Source organism: Saccharopolyspora soli, assembly GCF_022678645.1.
In the GTDB taxonomy this organism is placed as follows: domain Bacteria; phylum Actinomycetota; class Actinomycetes; order Mycobacteriales; family Pseudonocardiaceae; genus Saccharopolyspora; species Saccharopolyspora soli.
Genome location: NZ_JALBWV010000024.1, coordinates 107,064 through 121,739 on the forward strand (window position 1 = coordinate 107,064; position 14,676 = coordinate 121,739).

At 67.5% G+C, this 14,676-nt stretch carries 14 protein-coding genes, 1 tRNA gene and 1 pseudogene; 6 read left to right on the forward strand and 10 right to left on the reverse strand.

Going from position 1 to position 14,676, the window contains the following annotated elements; all coding sequences use genetic code 11:
• Positions 1–126: 126 nt before the first annotated feature.
• The 6 genes from phoU to MOQ72_RS19845 form a co-directional block, all read right to left on the reverse strand.
• On the reverse strand, positions 127–774 hold the full coding sequence (gene phoU, locus MOQ72_RS19815) for a phosphate signaling complex protein PhoU (protein WP_242185348.1): 648 nt from the start codon (positions 772–774) through the stop codon (positions 127–129).
• A gap of 104 nt (positions 775–878) precedes the next feature.
• Positions 879–3,392, reverse strand: coding sequence for an LCP family protein (locus MOQ72_RS44550; RefSeq protein ID WP_308197914.1), 2,514 nt, complete (start codon positions 3,390–3,392; stop codon positions 879–881).
• A gap of 254 nt (positions 3,393–3,646) precedes the next feature.
• Positions 3,647–4,519 (reverse strand): GGDEF domain-containing protein, encoded by an 873-nt coding sequence (locus MOQ72_RS19830; protein WP_242185350.1) that lies wholly within the window; start codon positions 4,517–4,519, stop codon positions 3,647–3,649.
• 293 nt (positions 4,520–4,812) lie between these two features.
• The gene (locus MOQ72_RS19835; protein WP_242185353.1) at positions 4,813–5,271 is read right to left on the reverse strand and encodes a hypothetical protein; all 459 of its coding nucleotides are present in this window, start codon (positions 5,269–5,271) and stop codon (positions 4,813–4,815) included.
• 8 nt (positions 5,272–5,279) lie between these two features.
• Positions 5,280–6,443 (reverse strand): tRNA dihydrouridine synthase DusB, encoded by a 1,164-nt coding sequence (gene dusB, locus MOQ72_RS19840; RefSeq protein ID WP_242185354.1) that lies wholly within the window; start codon positions 6,441–6,443, stop codon positions 5,280–5,282.
• Between the two features lie 392 nt (positions 6,444–6,835).
• Positions 6,836–7,444 carry a superoxide dismutase family protein gene (locus tag MOQ72_RS19845; protein WP_242185355.1) on the reverse strand — a complete coding sequence of 203 codons (609 nt, stop codon included), beginning with the start codon at positions 7,442–7,444 and terminating at the stop codon, positions 6,836–6,838.
• 236 nt (positions 7,445–7,680) lie between these two features.
• On the opposite strand from MOQ72_RS19845, the pseudogene MOQ72_RS45640 reads away from it, so the two are divergent.
• Positions 7,681–7,779: pseudogene (locus MOQ72_RS45640) on the forward strand (EamA family transporter); the annotation flags it as partial.
• Between the two features lie 13 nt (positions 7,780–7,792).
• Here the strand turns inward: MOQ72_RS45640 and MOQ72_RS19850 are convergent.
• Entirely contained in the window at positions 7,793–8,410 is a 618-nt protein-coding gene (locus MOQ72_RS19850) for a DUF4232 domain-containing protein (protein ID WP_242185356.1), read from the reverse strand.
• Between the two features lie 223 nt (positions 8,411–8,633).
• On the opposite strand from MOQ72_RS19850, the gene MOQ72_RS19855 reads away from it, so the two are divergent.
• Together MOQ72_RS19855 and MOQ72_RS45645 are read left to right on the forward strand one after the other, a co-directional pair.
• Positions 8,634–8,709, forward strand: a tRNA-Lys gene (locus MOQ72_RS19855).
• Positions 8,710–8,992: 283 nt separating this feature from the next.
• Positions 8,993–9,142 (forward strand): tyrosine-type recombinase/integrase, encoded by a 150-nt coding sequence (locus MOQ72_RS45645; RefSeq protein WP_372495474.1) that lies wholly within the window; start codon positions 8,993–8,995, stop codon positions 9,140–9,142.
• A 324-nt stretch (positions 9,143–9,466) separates the two neighbouring features.
• Here the strand turns inward: MOQ72_RS45645 and MOQ72_RS19860 are convergent, their stop codons facing one another.
• The 3 genes from MOQ72_RS19860 to MOQ72_RS19870 all read right to left on the reverse strand — a co-directional run bounded on the left by MOQ72_RS19860 (position 9,467) and on the right by MOQ72_RS19870 (position 11,815).
• Positions 9,467–9,859: a hypothetical protein gene (locus tag MOQ72_RS19860; protein ID WP_242185357.1), complete on the reverse strand. Its 393-nt coding sequence runs from the start codon at positions 9,857–9,859 to the stop codon at positions 9,467–9,469.
• Between the two features lie 145 nt (positions 9,860–10,004).
• Complete coding sequence (locus MOQ72_RS19865) at positions 10,005–10,334, reverse strand: hypothetical protein (RefSeq protein ID WP_242185358.1); 330 nt, start codon at positions 10,332–10,334, stop codon at positions 10,005–10,007.
• Positions 10,335–10,711: 377 nt separating this feature from the next.
• Positions 10,712–11,815: an epoxide hydrolase family protein gene (locus tag MOQ72_RS19870; protein WP_242185359.1), complete on the reverse strand. Its 1,104-nt coding sequence runs from the start codon at positions 11,813–11,815 to the stop codon at positions 10,712–10,714.
• 112 nt (positions 11,816–11,927) lie between these two features.
• Between MOQ72_RS19870 and MOQ72_RS19875 the strand changes: the two genes are divergently transcribed.
• The 3 genes from MOQ72_RS19875 (at position 11,928) to MOQ72_RS19885 (ending at position 14,110) form a co-directional block, all read left to right on the forward strand.
• Complete coding sequence (locus MOQ72_RS19875) at positions 11,928–12,407, forward strand: MarR family winged helix-turn-helix transcriptional regulator (RefSeq protein ID WP_242185360.1); 480 nt, start codon at positions 11,928–11,930, stop codon at positions 12,405–12,407.
• Positions 12,408–13,192: 785 nt separating this feature from the next.
• On the forward strand, positions 13,193–13,420 hold the full coding sequence (locus MOQ72_RS19880; protein WP_242185361.1) for a hypothetical protein: 228 nt from the start codon (positions 13,193–13,195) through the stop codon (positions 13,418–13,420).
• Positions 13,421–13,825: 405 nt separating this feature from the next.
• Entirely contained in the window at positions 13,826–14,110 is a 285-nt protein-coding gene (locus tag MOQ72_RS19885; RefSeq protein WP_242185362.1) for a hypothetical protein, read from the forward strand.
• The last annotated feature ends 566 nt before the right edge of the window (positions 14,111–14,676 follow it).

Below are 14,676 nucleotides of genomic sequence, written 5' to 3' on the forward strand. Positions count from 1 at the left end.
CCCGAGGGACGCGGTTCGGTACCTTCTCACCCGAACGAGGATCGCATACGTTGATCACAACAGCGAGTACTGAGACCGAGTATTAATACTTCTCTGATCGAACCCACTGCCACCTGCGGAAACAGCTCAGCTGGACGGCATCTTTCCGGTCACGATGAACACCACCTGGCGAGCCACCGAAACGGCGTGGTCCGCGAACCGCTCGTAGAACCTACCCAACAGCGTGACGTCCACCGCGGCGGCAACTCCGTGCGACCACTCCGGGCTCATCATCACGGTGAACAGGTGCCGGTGGAGGTCGTCCATCTCGTCGTCGTCCTCCTCCAGCCCACGCGCGTCCTCCACGTCCTGCGTGCGGATCACGGTGTGGGCCCGCCCGGCCAGCTTGACCGCGACCCGGCCCATCTCGGCGAAGTACGGCTGCACGTCCGGCGGCAGCACCGCGTTCGGGTGGCGGCGGCGCGCGGCCTTGGCCACGTGCAGCGCCAAATCGCCCATCCGCTCCAGGTCCTCGGCGGCGTGGATGGTGGAGATCACCGTGCGCAGGTCACCGGCCACCGGCGCCTGCAGCGCCAGCAGCCCGAAGGCGTGCTCCTCGGCGCGGGCCCGCGCCTCGTCGACCTGGACGTCTTCCTCGATGACCTGTTCGGCGAGCGTCAGGTCGGTCTCCAGGAGCGCTTTGGTGGCGCGTTCCATGGCGCTGCCGACCATCGTCGACATCGAGGCGAGTTCGTCAGCGAGCTTGCCGAGCTGTTCCTGGTAGACCTCACGCATGGTGCCCAGACTACTTCCAGCCGGAATCGGACAAGATGACCCGTGGTGAACCAGCGGTGAACGCACCATGATGAACCCGTTCGGGCTACCGCGGAAACCCGAGGTCAGCCGCAGATGTCGGTTCCCGCGTTCACCGTCGACAGACCGCCGGGAATGCTCGGCTGGTTCGGGTCCGGCGCCGGGGGCTGCTGCCGCAAGCCGTTGGCACCGCCGCCGCTGGGAACCCCGTTGGATTCCGCGGCCTGCGGGGCGTTCGCGTCGCCGGTCACCGGAGCACCATCGATGATCGCCTGGAACAACGCCTTGGTGTCGGTCTCCCGCAGCACCTCCATGCCCTGCTCGTTGGCGTAGCCGGTGGTGGGCACCGTCACGAAGGTGACGCGGTTGGCGTCCAGCCCCTGCAACTGCTGGCCCAGGTCCATCAGCCGGTCGACCCCGATGTTCTCCCCGAAGGTGTTGGCGCTGACGGCCTTGACGAAGTTGCTGAGCTTGCCAGGGTCGAGCAGCACCTGGCTGGACATCGTCTTGCGCAGCAGCGCGGACAGGAACAGCTGCTGACGCTGCATCCGGCCGTAGTCCGAGGTCGGGTCGCCCTTGACGTGCCGGGCGCGCACGTAGTTCAACGCCTGCTCGCCGCTGAGCGTCTGCTTGCCCGCAGTGGGGAGCACGGTGCCCAGCGTGGTGTCGATGATCGGCTTCTCGGTGCAGACCTCCACGCCCTGCACGGCGTCCACCATCGACTTGAAGCCCTGGAAGTCGATGCCCAGGAAGCTGTCCACCCGCAACCCGGAGACCTGCTGGATCACCTTGGTCGTGCACAGCGGGCCACCGATCGAGTAAGCCTCGTTGAGCCGGACGTCCCGGCGCGCCGGGACCTGCTCGCCGGTGTACTTGCCGGTGGTCGAGTCCCAGCGCTCGCACGCGGGCATGTCGACCTGCAGGTCGCGCGGGAACGAAACCAGGATCACCCGGCTCCGGTCGGCCGGGATGTGCGCGATGATCGTGGTGTCCGAGCGGGCACCGGGCTCGTCCTGCTCCGAGCCGACCCCGTCGGACGCGGTCGCCCCGGCGCGGGTGTCCGAGCCGACCAGCAGGAAGTTCTGGTCGCCGGTCTGCTTGGCGACGTCCTTGATGGAAGCCGAGTTGGGGTCCAGCGCCGCGATCGACGGCGGTCCCCAGATGGTGGTGGCGCCCCAGGCGATGCCGAGGGTCAGGAACACGCACAGCGAAGCGGCCATCGCCACTGCCATCACGATCAGGTTCGTGCGGCGCTTGCGCTGCTTCTTCTTCCACTCCATCCGGGACTGGCCGTCGCGACCCTCGACGAAGTCGAACGGGATGTCGGCGCCGAGCTCCGGCTCGCGGCGCTTGCCCAGCAGCCAGGAGTACTTCTTGCGGCGCGCGGCTTCTTCGGCGGCGATCTCGTCGTGCACCGCGGAGAACCGGGCCAGCGTGGCGTCGATCTCCTTGATGTCGGCCTTGCGGGTCGCGCCCTCGTCGAGGTCGTCCTCGTCGGCCACGTCCGAGGGCGCGACGATGGCGGTCTCCTCGGCCTCGACCGGCGGCGCCACCGGCTTGGCCACCTTGGTCTTGTCGTCGCGCTTCGGCCGCGCGACGACCGAGGTCTTGTCAGCCTGCTTCGGCCGCGCCACCAGGGAGGTCTTCTCGGCCTTCGGGGAAGCGGCTGGGACGGCGGAGTGCTGGGTGGTGGCTTCCAGGTCCTCATCGACCGCAGGCGGTGCCGGACGGCCCGGTGCTGGGCGTGGCGCGCGGCGCGGCGGTTTGGCAGGAGCGGCTTCCCCGGTCAGGGCCTGGGTGATCCGGGTCGGCTCGGCGACCGGCCGCTCGATCGGAACGCTGTTGCGGCTGGGCGGCTCCGGCGCTCCGTTGCGAGGTGGCTCGACCGGAGCGCCGTTGCGTATCGGCGGCTCCAACGGCGTCCCGTTGTGGGTCGGCGGTTCGACCGGCGTCCCGTTGCGGGTGGGCCGGTCCATCGCGGCGCCGTTGCGGGCGGCGGCGCCTCCGGCGAACGCTGCCGCGGTTCCTCCGGCGGGCGGCCGAGCGCGGCCCGCAGGACCGTCAGCGGCAGGGCGAGCGGGGCCGTCCGCGGCGGCGCGGCGGTGTCCCGGTCGCGGTTCGCCGTTCGGCGTCTGCGGGGGGCGAGCGCCCGCTGCGGGCGGGGTCCAGCCGGGCGGCGGGGTGTTGTTCTGGCGGTTCGGCGGAGCCGGGCGAGGGCGACGCGGTGCGCCCTCCGGCGCGGTCCAACCGGCGCGCGGCTCGGAAGGCTCGGGGCGGGCGGCCGGACCAGGCGGGGTGGCCTGCGGCGGCCGCGCGGCGCGGCGCGGTTTCGACGCCTGGGGTGGCTGCGGCGGCGCGGACGGCTGCGGTTGCGGCGGTTCTGGCGGTTCCGGTTCGGCGGCGCGCCGGTGGTTTGAACCGTTGCCAGGCGCTTTGCCGTGCTTGGAGAGCAGGTCGATGACGCGCGTGCCCCCGGTGCCGTCCTCGCTGAGCGCGCGGCGGCGTCGGCCGGTGGATCCGGCGGTGCCGTTGTCGGCGGCACTCTCGTCCGGGCGGGAGCGGCGGTGCCCGAATTCGCCATGCCGGGGGTCCTGCGGCACGCGTTTTCCCTCCCACCTCTGAAAGCCGACGGTCTACGAACAATGGCGACGCGCTCGATACCCCCCGACGCGCATCGGGCGACGCCTCCGAGATAGTACGGCTGATCGCCCGAACTGACGATAGTGGGCGACAATTTCTTCACAATCAGTGCACGATCCCACGTGTCGTCTCGTCCAATACGACCAACTGTGCTAAGCCGGTTGACCGGCATAAACGAAACTTAAATACACCCAGTGCTCTTCCTTGATCGCGATCAGTAACCGGCGGCTCTGCGCGCTGCCGCCGCCCGCCGCCCGGCTGCGATTCCGGCCAATCGGACCTCGGAGCCCGCCCGGTAGGCGACCGCGTTGCGACCGGCCTGCTTCGCCGCGTAGAGCAGCGCGTCGGCACTGATCAACTGCTGTTCGGCCGACGCCGGTGCGGAGTCGCCGAAGCTGTGCTCGTGCGCGACCCCGACGCTGATCGTCACCCGCAACCCGGGCGCCATCTGCGGCCACGGGAACCGCTCCACGCGCGACCGAGCCGTCTCGCACACCGTCACGGCCGTGCTCGGCTCGATGCTGGGCAGCACGAGGACGAACTCCTCGCCCCCGTAGCGCGCGCAGAAGGCGCCCGTCGGCAGCACTTCCTGCAGCAGGTCGACGACGCGTTGCAGCACCCGGTCGCCGAGCAGGTGCCCGTAGGTGTCGTTGACCTGCTTGAACCAGTCCAGGTCTACCAGTGCGACCGCCAGGCCGTCGTCGGTGCCAGCGTGTTCGGTCAGCAGGTCGGACAGCCGTTCGTCCAGGTAGCGGCGGTTGTAGCTGGCGGTCAGGCTGTCGCGCAGGCTCTGCTCGCGTGCTTCGGCGTGCTCCCGGCGCAACCGGTTGACCTCGTGCCGCAACTGCTCCGGCACGCGCGGCGTGTCCGCAGTGGACATCAGGTCCAGCGCCGAGCGCAGGTGGTGGTACGCCTGCCGCCACTGCCCACGCGACGCGAGCAGGCTGGCGATCGACTCGTGCAGCTCCGCCATCCCGGTGCCGTTGGCCAGGTCCTGGCGGGTGCGCTGGCCGGGAGGCCGCGCGGTGGCCGCGTCGTCGTCGCGCAGCGGCTCCGGCCCGGCGAAACCGTTACGCAGTCCGGTCATCGCACTCACCTCCCGTCCGTGGTGTCGTCGGGTGGGACGGATCGCTTGAGCTGGTCTGACTCGCCCGACGCCCTAATTCGCTCAACCGGCTGACCCTGGCCTGGTCTGAATTGACGAGCGCCGCTCGAATCTTCAGCTGCCTAGAGTGTGTACCGGGCGGAGGGGTGGATGCGGAAGCAAAACGGATCGGACCCACCCGCACGGACGAGCAAACCAGTGTGTGTTTCTCATCACCGCATCGCAACTCCATCGCTATCGCCCTCAGTTCGCGTTACCAGCGCTTGATCACGCAATCAATTACCGCTCGGGCAAGGCGCGAATCCGTACATGCGATCGTCGAGCAGCACCAGGTGCTGCGAGCCGATCTGATGGCCGGTCCGGCTGCCCGCTGTTCGGGTGGTCACCTCGACGCCGACGACCCAGATCTCGCCGCGCGGTCGGACGCCGTCCGGGGCGAACCCCGGATCCGGTTGCAGGGTCGACAGCGCTGGGTCGAGTTCGACCGTGGTGTCGCCGAGATCGCAAGTCTGGTCCGCGAAATCGGGATGTTGCGTGCGGCGGAAGAAGTCGTGCTGGGCTTGCGGACCGCGGGCTGCCGCGACGTTGTTGTCCGCGAAGTACTGCTTGGACAGTCGAAGCGGTTCGGATTCTGTTGCTGGCGCGGCGCATCCGGCCGTGGAAAGCACGGCCGAAAGACCGATGAGGACAGCCGTCCATCGGCGATCACCGCCCAGTGCAACGGAATGTGGCATGGCACCGCTCAGCCGCCGCTGTGCTCGATCTCCGCGCCAGCGGGCACGGTGGCGTCGTCCGGATCATCCAGCCAGCCCTCCGGCAGCACGACCTTGCCCGCCGAGCCCTGACGTCCGCGCGGCCCCTCGGCATCCACCGGGAATGGCACGTTCGGGTCGAGTTCGGCCAACAGGTCGTCGAGTTCGGCCAGACTGGACACCAGGCCGAACCGGTGCCGCAACTCGGATCCCACCGGGAAGCCGCGCAGGTACTGCGCCATGTGCTTGCGCAGGTCGCGAAGGCCCTTCTGCTCGCCCATGTGGTCGGCGAGCAGTTCGCCATGCCGCTTGAGGACCCGGCAGACCTCGCCCAGCGGCGGGCCGGGCGGGATCGGCGCACCGGCGAAAGCCGCCTGCAGATCGCCGAACAGCCACGGTCGGCCGAGGCAGCCGCGGCCGACCACGACGCCGTCGCAGCCGGTTTCGGCCATCATCCGGAGCGCGTCGTCGGCGCTGAAGATGTCGCCGTTGCCGAGCACCGGGATGGTCCGAACGTGTTCCTTCAGCCGGGCGATGGCCGACCAGTCGGCGGTCCCCGAGTAGCGCTGGGCCGCGGTGCGGCCGTGCAGCGCGACCGCCTTGGCGCCGTTGTCCTCGGCGATGCGGCCCGCGTCGAGGTAGGTGATGTGGTCGTCGTCGATGCCGATGCGGAACTTCACCGTCACCGGGATGCCCGCCGGTTCGGCGGCCCGGACTGCGGCGCGGACGATCTCGCCGAACAGGCGCCGCTTGTAGGGCAGCGCGGAGCCGCCGCCCTTGCGGGTCACCTTGGGCACCGGGCAGCCGAAGTTCATGTCGACGTGGTCGGCGAGGTTCTCGTCGACGATCATCCGCACGGCCCGGCCCATCGTCACCGGGTCGACGCCGTAGAGCTGCATCGAGCGCGGGTGCTCGTCCGGGTCGAAGGTGATCATCTCCAGCGTCTTCGGGTGCCGTTCGACCAGCGCGCGGCTGGTGATCATCTCGCAGACGAACAGGCCAGCGCCGTACTCCCGGCACAACCGGCGGAACGCGACGTTGGTGATCCCGGCCATCGGCGCGAGCACCACCGGTGGATCGACCCGGTACGGGCCGATCTGGAACGCGGGTGCGGCCGGGCGGGCGGGCGCGGGGGACAGATCAAGCACGGTCATCAAGGGCCATTGTTCCCGAAGCCCGCACGCGGATCAGCCGTGACCTGCCTTGCCAGCACTGGAGATCAGGTGGCTGCGCCGGATTCGGGATCATCGGATATACCCAGTCGTCCTTAGTTCCTCAGGATCGAAAGGAGAGTTCGTCAACCCGCTCTGGTCCGATTTCCACCGGTTGGGCCAAGCGGTTTTGGACAGCAGTGCTGCCAATGGATGGCTGCATTCGCGCTCCGTGAACGAACGCACATTTAGGGCATTTAGCACAGCTAATTTTCATCCATTCGGACTAATGGAAGTCGCCCCGTGTGGCGATAGCTGAAAGGCGGCGGCTTACCCGGGGCATCGATTCGTCAGCGGTGCTGGCCGTGCGAAGCGCCAGCACCGCTCAGCACTGCTCAGAACGTGGCGTCGAGGCAGGCGAGGCGGGCGCCCGCGGTACCGGCCTGGCCGGGTTCGGTGTGGGTGCCCATCGCGTGGATCACGAAGGACTTCGCGTCCTGCCTGGTGTCGAAGGACCAGTTGCCTTCGGCGGTGGCCGTGCCGTTGCCCTGGGCGTCGGTGTGGAAGTCCAGCCACACCTCGTTCTGCGGGTTGGCGTAGGCCGGGTCGACCGACGGCTTGACCGGGTCGGCCCGCTCCTGGAAGTGCGGACCGGCGTCCTCACCGGTCGGACCGCACGGCTTGGTGTGCACGTGGGCGCCGTATTCCCGGTTCGGCTGCAAGCCGCGGACTCCGACGGTGACCCTGGTGCGCCCGTCCATGCGCTCGGACGTGATGCTGGCGCCAGATCCGGGAGGCACCTGCGCCGGGTCGTAGGTGATCGCGGTGGCGCCCTGCCGGTAGGGCTCGAAGGTCCCGGTCGTCTGCTTGGGCGAAGCGGCCTGCGTCGGCGCTGGGGAACCCGGTTGTTCGGCTGGTGGCCCGCCGCCGCAAGCGGCGACCAGGGCGCCGGCCGTGACGAGGCCGAAGGCCGAGCCGAGCAGTCGAGCTCGCTGATGAAGCATGGGTAGCCGTCCCTTTCCGTTACTGACTGGAGCTGCGTCGATTCTCCCCGTAGTCACCGGTTCGCGGACACAGACGTTCGTCGGTGGCCTGGATTGTCCGGGTTGTCGATCGTATGGCTGCCCGCCCGGGTTGTCCTGTCATGCGGACAGGACAACCCGGCCACTGCGAAGCGGAACACATAGGTTGGCGGGCGAGGAGGACGGACCGGACCTGGTTGGTGGCATTGGCCACCGCGATGTGGGGAACGGATGCACTGTGGCGTCAGCCGCTCGCGACGAGTTTGCCCTCGGCCAGCGTGGTGTTCTGGGAACACCTGATCACGCCCGTGGCGCTCACGAGCAACGCGGTCAGAAGGTGACGCCCTGGGCGGAAGGCTGGAGGCTGCCGATCTGCATCGACTTGATCGGGAACTCGAAGTACTGCTCCCCGTTCGCGCCGATGATCTCGGCGTTGGTCGAACCCGCGGTGCCAGGTGGGGTTGCGGTGAAGCCGGTGCCGACGAAGGTGTCCGGATCGGCCTTGTCGCCGAGTTCGAGGTGCACGCCCGCGAACGCGGACTCACCGGGGTCCAGGTTGATCTCCATCGGCGCCCCGGGCATCTCGACGCGCTCGGTGGGTACCTCGGTGATCGGATCGCCCGCCATGTCGGTGGCCGCGAGATCCACCCAGCCGTTGAGCGTGCAGGACTGCTGGGAATCGTTCGTGACGGCCATCAACAGAACACCGGGGCGGTCCGGCTGAATGTTCAGGTCCACCGAGAAATCGGTGGCCGAGCAGTTGGAGCTGACGGCGTTCGCACCGGCTGACCCGGCGGAGATCTCGGACATCGCGCCATCGCGCTGGATGGAGCCACCCTGCGCGGGAGCGGGAGCGGAATCGGCCGCTGGCTGGCCGCACCCGGCGAGCAGCAGCACCCCGCCGAACAGTCCGATGATCGAGCCCAGGGTCCCCGTCCGGTTGAGCATCACGTCGTTCCTTCCGATCGGGGGCACGAAGCGCTCGTGCCCTTTTACTCGGAAAGACGCGTGCGGCGCGCCGAGGTTGAGAGAACGATCGAGAAAATCTCGATGTCGCCGTTGCGCCCAGCGGCGTCGCCTTCTCTCCGCTGGCGAGTGTGATGTTCGTCAGCCGGAGAAGCGCCCACCAGCACGGCACAAGATCACCGGGACCTTGTAACCTTGACCGAGCGGGGCGTTAGCTCAACTGGCAGAGCAGCGGACTTTTAATCCGCGGGTTCTGGGTTCGATCCCCAGGCGCCCCACCATTGGTGCTGGTCAGAGCAATCTTGATCAGCTCCGGTGCCGGGTAAGCCCGCGTGGGCCATGCTTTTCGATCCGGCAAGGAGTTGACCATGGCTCGGCCACCCCTCCAGATCGGTACGCACGGCGCGATCCGCACCTGCGAAGACGGCAACGCATGGCGCGATCACCCAGTTCCGCTACGCCGGCGGCAAGACACGGCAACTCGAACGATCCGGCCCGACCGAGAAGCAGGCCATCAAGCGGCTACAGAAGGCGATCCAGGACCTACAGCGTGCGAAGGCGAAGCTGACCAACAACTCAAAGTTTCGAGAGTTCGCTGCCATCTGGCTCGACAAGATCAAGGCTCGCCGTGCGGACTCTACCCACGCCACCTATCAGCACAACCTCAACAAGATCGTGCTTGACCGCATCGGCGACCTTCGGCTACGGAGTTGACCGTCGGTACCCTTCAGCAATTCTTCGACGAGCTCGAGGACGAGGGCCTCTCGGCGAACTACTGCCGGTCAATCCGCGCGGTTGTCCGGGCCCCCTCGGCGTCGCCGTCGTCCGAGACCGGCACCAGATCACATCCCGACCGCAGCCACACCCCCGGGACCGTGAACGCCCACCGATCCAGCAGCAGCGCCAACGCCACCCGCGCCGCGTGCGTGGCCTCAGTCGAGGCGTCCCCGAACCGAATTCGTGCTCACTCGGCGGAGTCGAACACCTCTGCGTGATGTTGCCCGACGTGCGGATCGGGATCGGGGTCAAGGTGCTGGTTCAACCTTGTCCCTGTGTCTCAGGGAGGGGCAGGTGTTCGGTCGCCGTGATGTCGTTGAAGGCTGACCAGTAGCGCGTGGCGTCGGTGACGGCGGTGCCGATGTCCTGTCGAACGGCGGCGAGGTGTTCGGCGGTCCTGTGCACGCGTTCGGCCGGGTCGATGCCAGTGCAGGTGTGCGGGTGTTGGAGTTGGCCGGAATAGTGGTCGACCTGGTCGGCGAGCACGTCAGTCATGTGATGCAAGTTCGCTAGTGCGGACAGCAGTGCGGAGCCGTAGGCGTGAAAATCGTCCGGTTGTGGCTGCTCGACGTGGCCTTGGGCGACGGCAGCATGGGCGATGGCGTCGCGAGCTAGATGCAGGGCTTCGATCGGGTGGTCGGGGATCTTGGTCATTGCCGTACCCCTGGCTGTGTGTAGTGGCTTGTCAGCACTGGCCGCGGGGTCTAGGCGGTTCCCAGCATCGTTGGTGGCGGTGAGCTTACCGGGCAGCGTTGCGGTCCGTAACCGTGGCTGCAGCCGCACCTGCCCTGATCACGTTCTACGACACGATCTCCGAGGCGGCCTGCCCGACATCGATAACGGACAATTCATCCACTCGCCCGACGACGTGCTCAATGATCTCGCCGAGTACGGCCCCGTGCACGTTGCAGATCACGTCATCGGCATCGTGTTCGGCAGCGACGGCGGAGGCTACCTCCTTGCCATCGACCCGAGCGGGGCGGTCCATCGGTCTACCAGCGCAGCCTGGTTCCACGACTTCGAGGTGGTCGCCACGAGCCTGATCGACTTCCTCAAACAGCTTCAGCAGACCGTCGCTGACTTCGCTGACGCCGGGGGCTGTGTGAGGCCCGCCGGTAGTAAACGGCAAAAAACAACGCTAAGGCCGGGCCTCAGCACGCCCGCTACGGCGGCTGCGGCGTCCTCATCTACTGGCACGTCGAGCAGAAGTCGGTTTCGGCGTCACCCGCCTGCTCGGTTTCGACCTGCTGCCGCGCATCAAGCAGATCAACAAGGTCAAGCTCTTCGGTGGCGTCCTGCACGCCGCCGGGTCGGACGCGCTTTCCCGCTACGAGTTGGGATCCTGCTCGCCGAGCGCGGCGGGCTCGACGTCGGAGCGCTGCCGAAGGCCTCCAAGGCCTCTGTCGGTGCCAAGGGCACGACGGTGCGGCTGGACTCGGCGAAGGCGAACGGCCTGTTGGCCGCGAAGCTCCGGGGTGCCCGGGAGTTCGCGGCCAACAGTGTCTCCTAGCGCGTGGCGACCCGGTGGTCGTACTTGATGTGGGTAAGGAAGAAGTCCCGGACGTCCTCGGCGAGCAGGTCCGGCACCTCCATCGCGGCGAAGTGGCCGCCGCGCTCGAACTCCGACCAGTGCCTGATGTCGTACAGCCGCTCGGCCAGCGGTCGCACCGACAGCGTGATGTCGTGCGCGAACACCGCCACGCCGAGCGGCACCCGGCACGGCTGCTGGCTCCCCCGCGGGGTGTCGTGGTGGAACCGGCCCGAGGAGGCCGCGGTCGCGGTCAGCCAGTACAGCGAGATGTCGGTGAGCATCCGATCGTCGCTGACCGGCGTGGCGGGGTCGGTCCACTGTGCGAATCGCTCGGCGATCCAGACCAGCTGGCCGACCGGCGAGTCGGTCAGCGCGTAGCCGATGGTCTGCGGGGTGAGCGCCTGCAGAGCCTGGTACGGCGGGCGGTTCGCCATCAGCTGCCTGACCTTGTCCAGTCGGGCCTCATCTGCTTCGGACACCTCGACGTCGGGGTCCGGCCGGGTCGGCAGGTAGTTGACGTGCACCCCGACGACGTGCTCGGGCGCGACCGCGCCGAGCCCGATGGAGATGCCCGCGCCGAAGTCGCCGCCCTGTGCGCCGTAGCGCTCGTACCCCAGGCGGCGCATCAGCTCGGCCCAGGCCCGGGCGACCCGGACGGCGTCCCAGCCGCGCTCGTGGGTCGGCCCGGAGAACCCGAAGCCGGGAATGGACGGAATCACCAGGTGGAAGTCGCGCGACAGCGGCTCGATCACGTCGAGGAACTCCAGGAACGAACCGGGCCAGCCGTGGGTGAGGATCAGCGCGAGCGCGTCCGGTTTCGAAGACCGGACGTGGACGAAGTGGATGTTCTGGCCGTCGATCTCGGTGGTGAAGTGCGGAAGCTCGTTGAGCTTGGCCTCGTGCTCGCGCCAGTCGTAGCCGGCGCGCCAGTATTCGGCCAGTTCCTTGAGCCGCGCCAGCGGGAAGCCGTAGTCCCACCCGGCGTCGGCGACCTCGTTGGGCCAACGGGTGCGGGAGAGCCGGTCGGTCAGATCGTCGAGGTCGGCCTGGGGGATGTCGATGCGGAACGGCTTGATCATGGTCTTAACTCCAGGAGGATTCATTCGACGCTCAAATGTTCGGACGACTAACGTTTATATTCCAAACGATATCACAATCGTTAGTGCGCCCAACGATTTGTAGACTCACCACATGGAGAACCCATCCGAGGAGACGCCCGCCAGGTGGAAGAGCCTGCCCAGCTGGCTGCTCACCCAGACTGCCAACCACGCGCACCGCCTGGTGACCGACGGGTTCTCGTCCGTCCACGCCCGCGGCTACCACTACCGCCTGCTGGCGACGCTGGAGGAGTTCGGCCCGGCCAGCCAGGCCGCGCTGGGCCGCCGTAGCGACATCCACCTCAGCGACATGGTCGCGGCGATCAACGAGCTCGCCGATCACAAACTGGTCGAGCGCGCCCCGGACCCCTCCGATCGGCGGCGCAACATCATCTCGCTGACCGCCGCGGGCAAGCGGCAGCTGCGGCGACTGGAGAAGCAGCTGGCCGAAACCCAGGACGAACTGCTGGCTCCGCTGTCACCCGAGGAGCGACAGCGGTTGACCGAGCTGCTGTCCAGACTGTTGGACCACCACACCCGGCGAACCGGCACCCCCGAAGAGTCGTGGCGCTGACTGGGAACGCGCCCAAGAATTCCTCGAAGGCCCGGCCTTAGCGTTGTTTGCCGTTTACTACCGGCGGGCCTGTGAGCATCGCTGACCAGTTTTGGCCCAGACCCTGCACCGCTCCAGCCAGGCATTCGGACAGTTCCAATACCCGACGTCACCATTAGGCCGGGCGAGATGAACGAGGCCGCTGCCGTGCTCAACGCGGCCTTCGACGCAAGCTGAGGCTCGGGTAGTGCGGGTGTTGCCTTCTGGCACGCCCAGTCGAAGGCACGCTCGGCGAGCGGCTGAGCGTAGAAGTTACGCGGGCGTCGGTACAGGCGCGAATGAGGTTGCTCGGTACGTCGCATGACGTGCGGCGCTCACTGCCGGGCCGTCGCGCTGACCTGTTCCTACAGTCGGGAGGCGTCTCGTTGTGTCGGTTGGGTATGACACGGGACTAGCCCACTTTGGACACATGAAACCTCTTCTTGGAATAGGTTCTTTGGGTAATTGTGTGCAGGTGGCGGAACTTGCTGCGAGTTACGGCTCTCGCGGTGAAGCTCACCCATGGCTGCAACGCAGGCGAGACCGAAGTCCTCAGCTGTGCCGTGTACTGGTTGTGACCGGCGGGGTCGCATGGGCGACGAGTGATCATCGAAATGTGAGAAACCCCCAGGTGATAGCGCGGCCACGCTACCTAGGGGCCTCTGGTTACCGGACCTGTGCTCGGCTCAGACTCGTCATGGCGGGTATCGGGGCGGTCCGGTGGAGTGGTTCACGGGTCGGTGCTGTTCGAACCAGGTCGAGGGCGCATGAGCATTCGCTACGGACGTCCGAACCCGGATGCTGACGCCTGGTACGACCCGGCTGACGGCGCGGTGTATGCCGCTGGGGCGACGGTGGATGAGGCGTTGGAGGAGCAGCAGCGACGCCACCGGCAGGACCAGGAGGCCGCCGACGCGGACATCGTCAGCATCGACAGCAAGCCGCCGGCTGAACGTCGCGTGACGTGGCTGAAGGCCAGCGAGATCGTGATCTAGAGGCGAACGTGGTTGTGGACGGACCGGGTTGCGAGCACGGTGAAGACGCCGGTATCGACCTGCCTCGCTACATCCTCGGAAGCCTCCGAGATCTCCCGGCAGCGTGCCGCGGGTGCCCTGAGCGGACAGCCACGCGGCAGCCTGTGTTTTTCCCACACCGGCGTGGCCGACGAACAAAGTGGTCTCCCCAAGCGGGCATTTAGCAGCTAGCAGGTACACGCCGGACTCTGCTGACCGTCCACGCAGATGGGCGTTACCTGCGACGACATGACCGCACTGCAACGGCAATTCTTGCAGTCACGGATGTTCTCAGTTCACCAACCTGGGTCGTCCCGGTCCGCCTGACGAGTAGAAAGCTGGTCGTCGAGCTGATCGGAACGATCAATACTTTGGGGAGATGATCACATGTCAACAACGATCGACTACAGCCCACAGCGGCACCTGGCCCTGGGCCTGGTCCAGGAGGAGCGCGTCCGCTTCCACAACGGGCTCCACGGCATGGCCCTCGGATACACCTGGCTGACCGGCGAGTCCATGGACGAGCCGCTGCGCACGACCCTCCACGAGCTGTGGCGCGTGGACGCGATCCAGATCGAAACCCACCGCCTGTTCGCCAGTGGGGGGCACTGCGTGAAGCTCACCCCGCATGGGTTCCAGATGTTCCAGAGTTGGGCGACGGTCGCCGCGTAGACAGGAGGCGAGCGTCGCCGTCCTAGCGCTCGCCGTTCCAGACCGAGGGTCATCAGGCTAGGAGACCGACGAGGGCCAAAGTACCTCAATGGCGCTTTCGATCGGATGAAGCCGCAGCTCACCGTGATGGGGCCTGCTCCACCACGGCAGGACCCAGGACCCGCGGGTTCTGGGTTCGATCCCCAGGCGCCCCACGATCATCCTGTTCGATGGCCTTCGGTCATCTTCCCGGGATCGTGATGTCCATACGGGGGCCGAGCCTCCGTAGACCCCACGGTGCGGTGGCCACTTTCTGTTGGCTCCGCACCTTTTGTTGTGTTCCCGGCCTGCTCTCCGACCAGCGTTCCGGTGGTGTTCGTGTTCAGGTGGCGATCGCCGGTGCAAGCCGTTCGAGTTCGGTGACGCTTGCGTGGAGGCCGTCGTCCGTGGCTGGCATGCATCGTGCTGCTCGTGCACCGGCGGCATGCTCGTGAACGACACGGGCAGAGAACGCCCACGGGCCCGAGCGCGCGGCGGGCGTCCTCGACGATGCTCATGCGAAGTAGTGCCCCTTCGCCAGATCGGCG

What these genes read in the sequence shown, in the direction of transcription:
- phoU (WP_242185348.1), bottom strand. Translation starts at nt 774, where the DNA reads ATGCGTGAGGTCTACCAGGAACAGCTCGGCAAGCTCGCTGACGAACTC.
- MOQ72_RS19830 (WP_242185350.1), bottom strand. Translation starts at nt 4,519, where the DNA reads ATGACCGGACTGCGTAACGGTTTCGCCGGGCCGGAGCCGCTGCGCGAC.
- MOQ72_RS19835 (WP_242185353.1), bottom strand. Translation starts at nt 5,271, where the DNA reads ATGCCACATTCCGTTGCACTGGGCGGTGATCGCCGATGGACGGCTGTC.
- dusB (WP_242185354.1), bottom strand. Translation starts at nt 6,443, where the DNA reads ATGACCGTGCTTGATCTGTCCCCCGCGCCCGCCCGCCCGGCCGCACCC.
- MOQ72_RS19845 (WP_242185355.1), bottom strand. Translation starts at nt 7,444, where the DNA reads ATGCTTCATCAGCGAGCTCGACTGCTCGGCTCGGCCTTCGGCCTCGTC.
- MOQ72_RS19850 (WP_242185356.1), bottom strand. Translation starts at nt 8,410, where the DNA reads ATGCTCAACCGGACGGGGACCCTGGGCTCGATCATCGGACTGTTCGGC.
- MOQ72_RS19860 (WP_242185357.1), bottom strand. Translation starts at nt 9,859, where the DNA reads ATGACCAAGATCCCCGACCACCCGATCGAAGCCCTGCATCTAGCTCGC.
- MOQ72_RS19870 (WP_242185359.1), bottom strand. Translation starts at nt 11,815, where the DNA reads ATGATCAAGCCGTTCCGCATCGACATCCCCCAGGCCGACCTCGACGAT.
- MOQ72_RS19875 (WP_242185360.1), top strand. Translation starts at nt 11,928, where the DNA reads ATGGAGAACCCATCCGAGGAGACGCCCGCCAGGTGGAAGAGCCTGCCC.
- MOQ72_RS19880 (WP_242185361.1), top strand. Translation starts at nt 13,193, where the DNA reads ATGAGCATTCGCTACGGACGTCCGAACCCGGATGCTGACGCCTGGTAC.
- MOQ72_RS19885 (WP_242185362.1), top strand. Translation starts at nt 13,826, where the DNA reads ATGTCAACAACGATCGACTACAGCCCACAGCGGCACCTGGCCCTGGGC.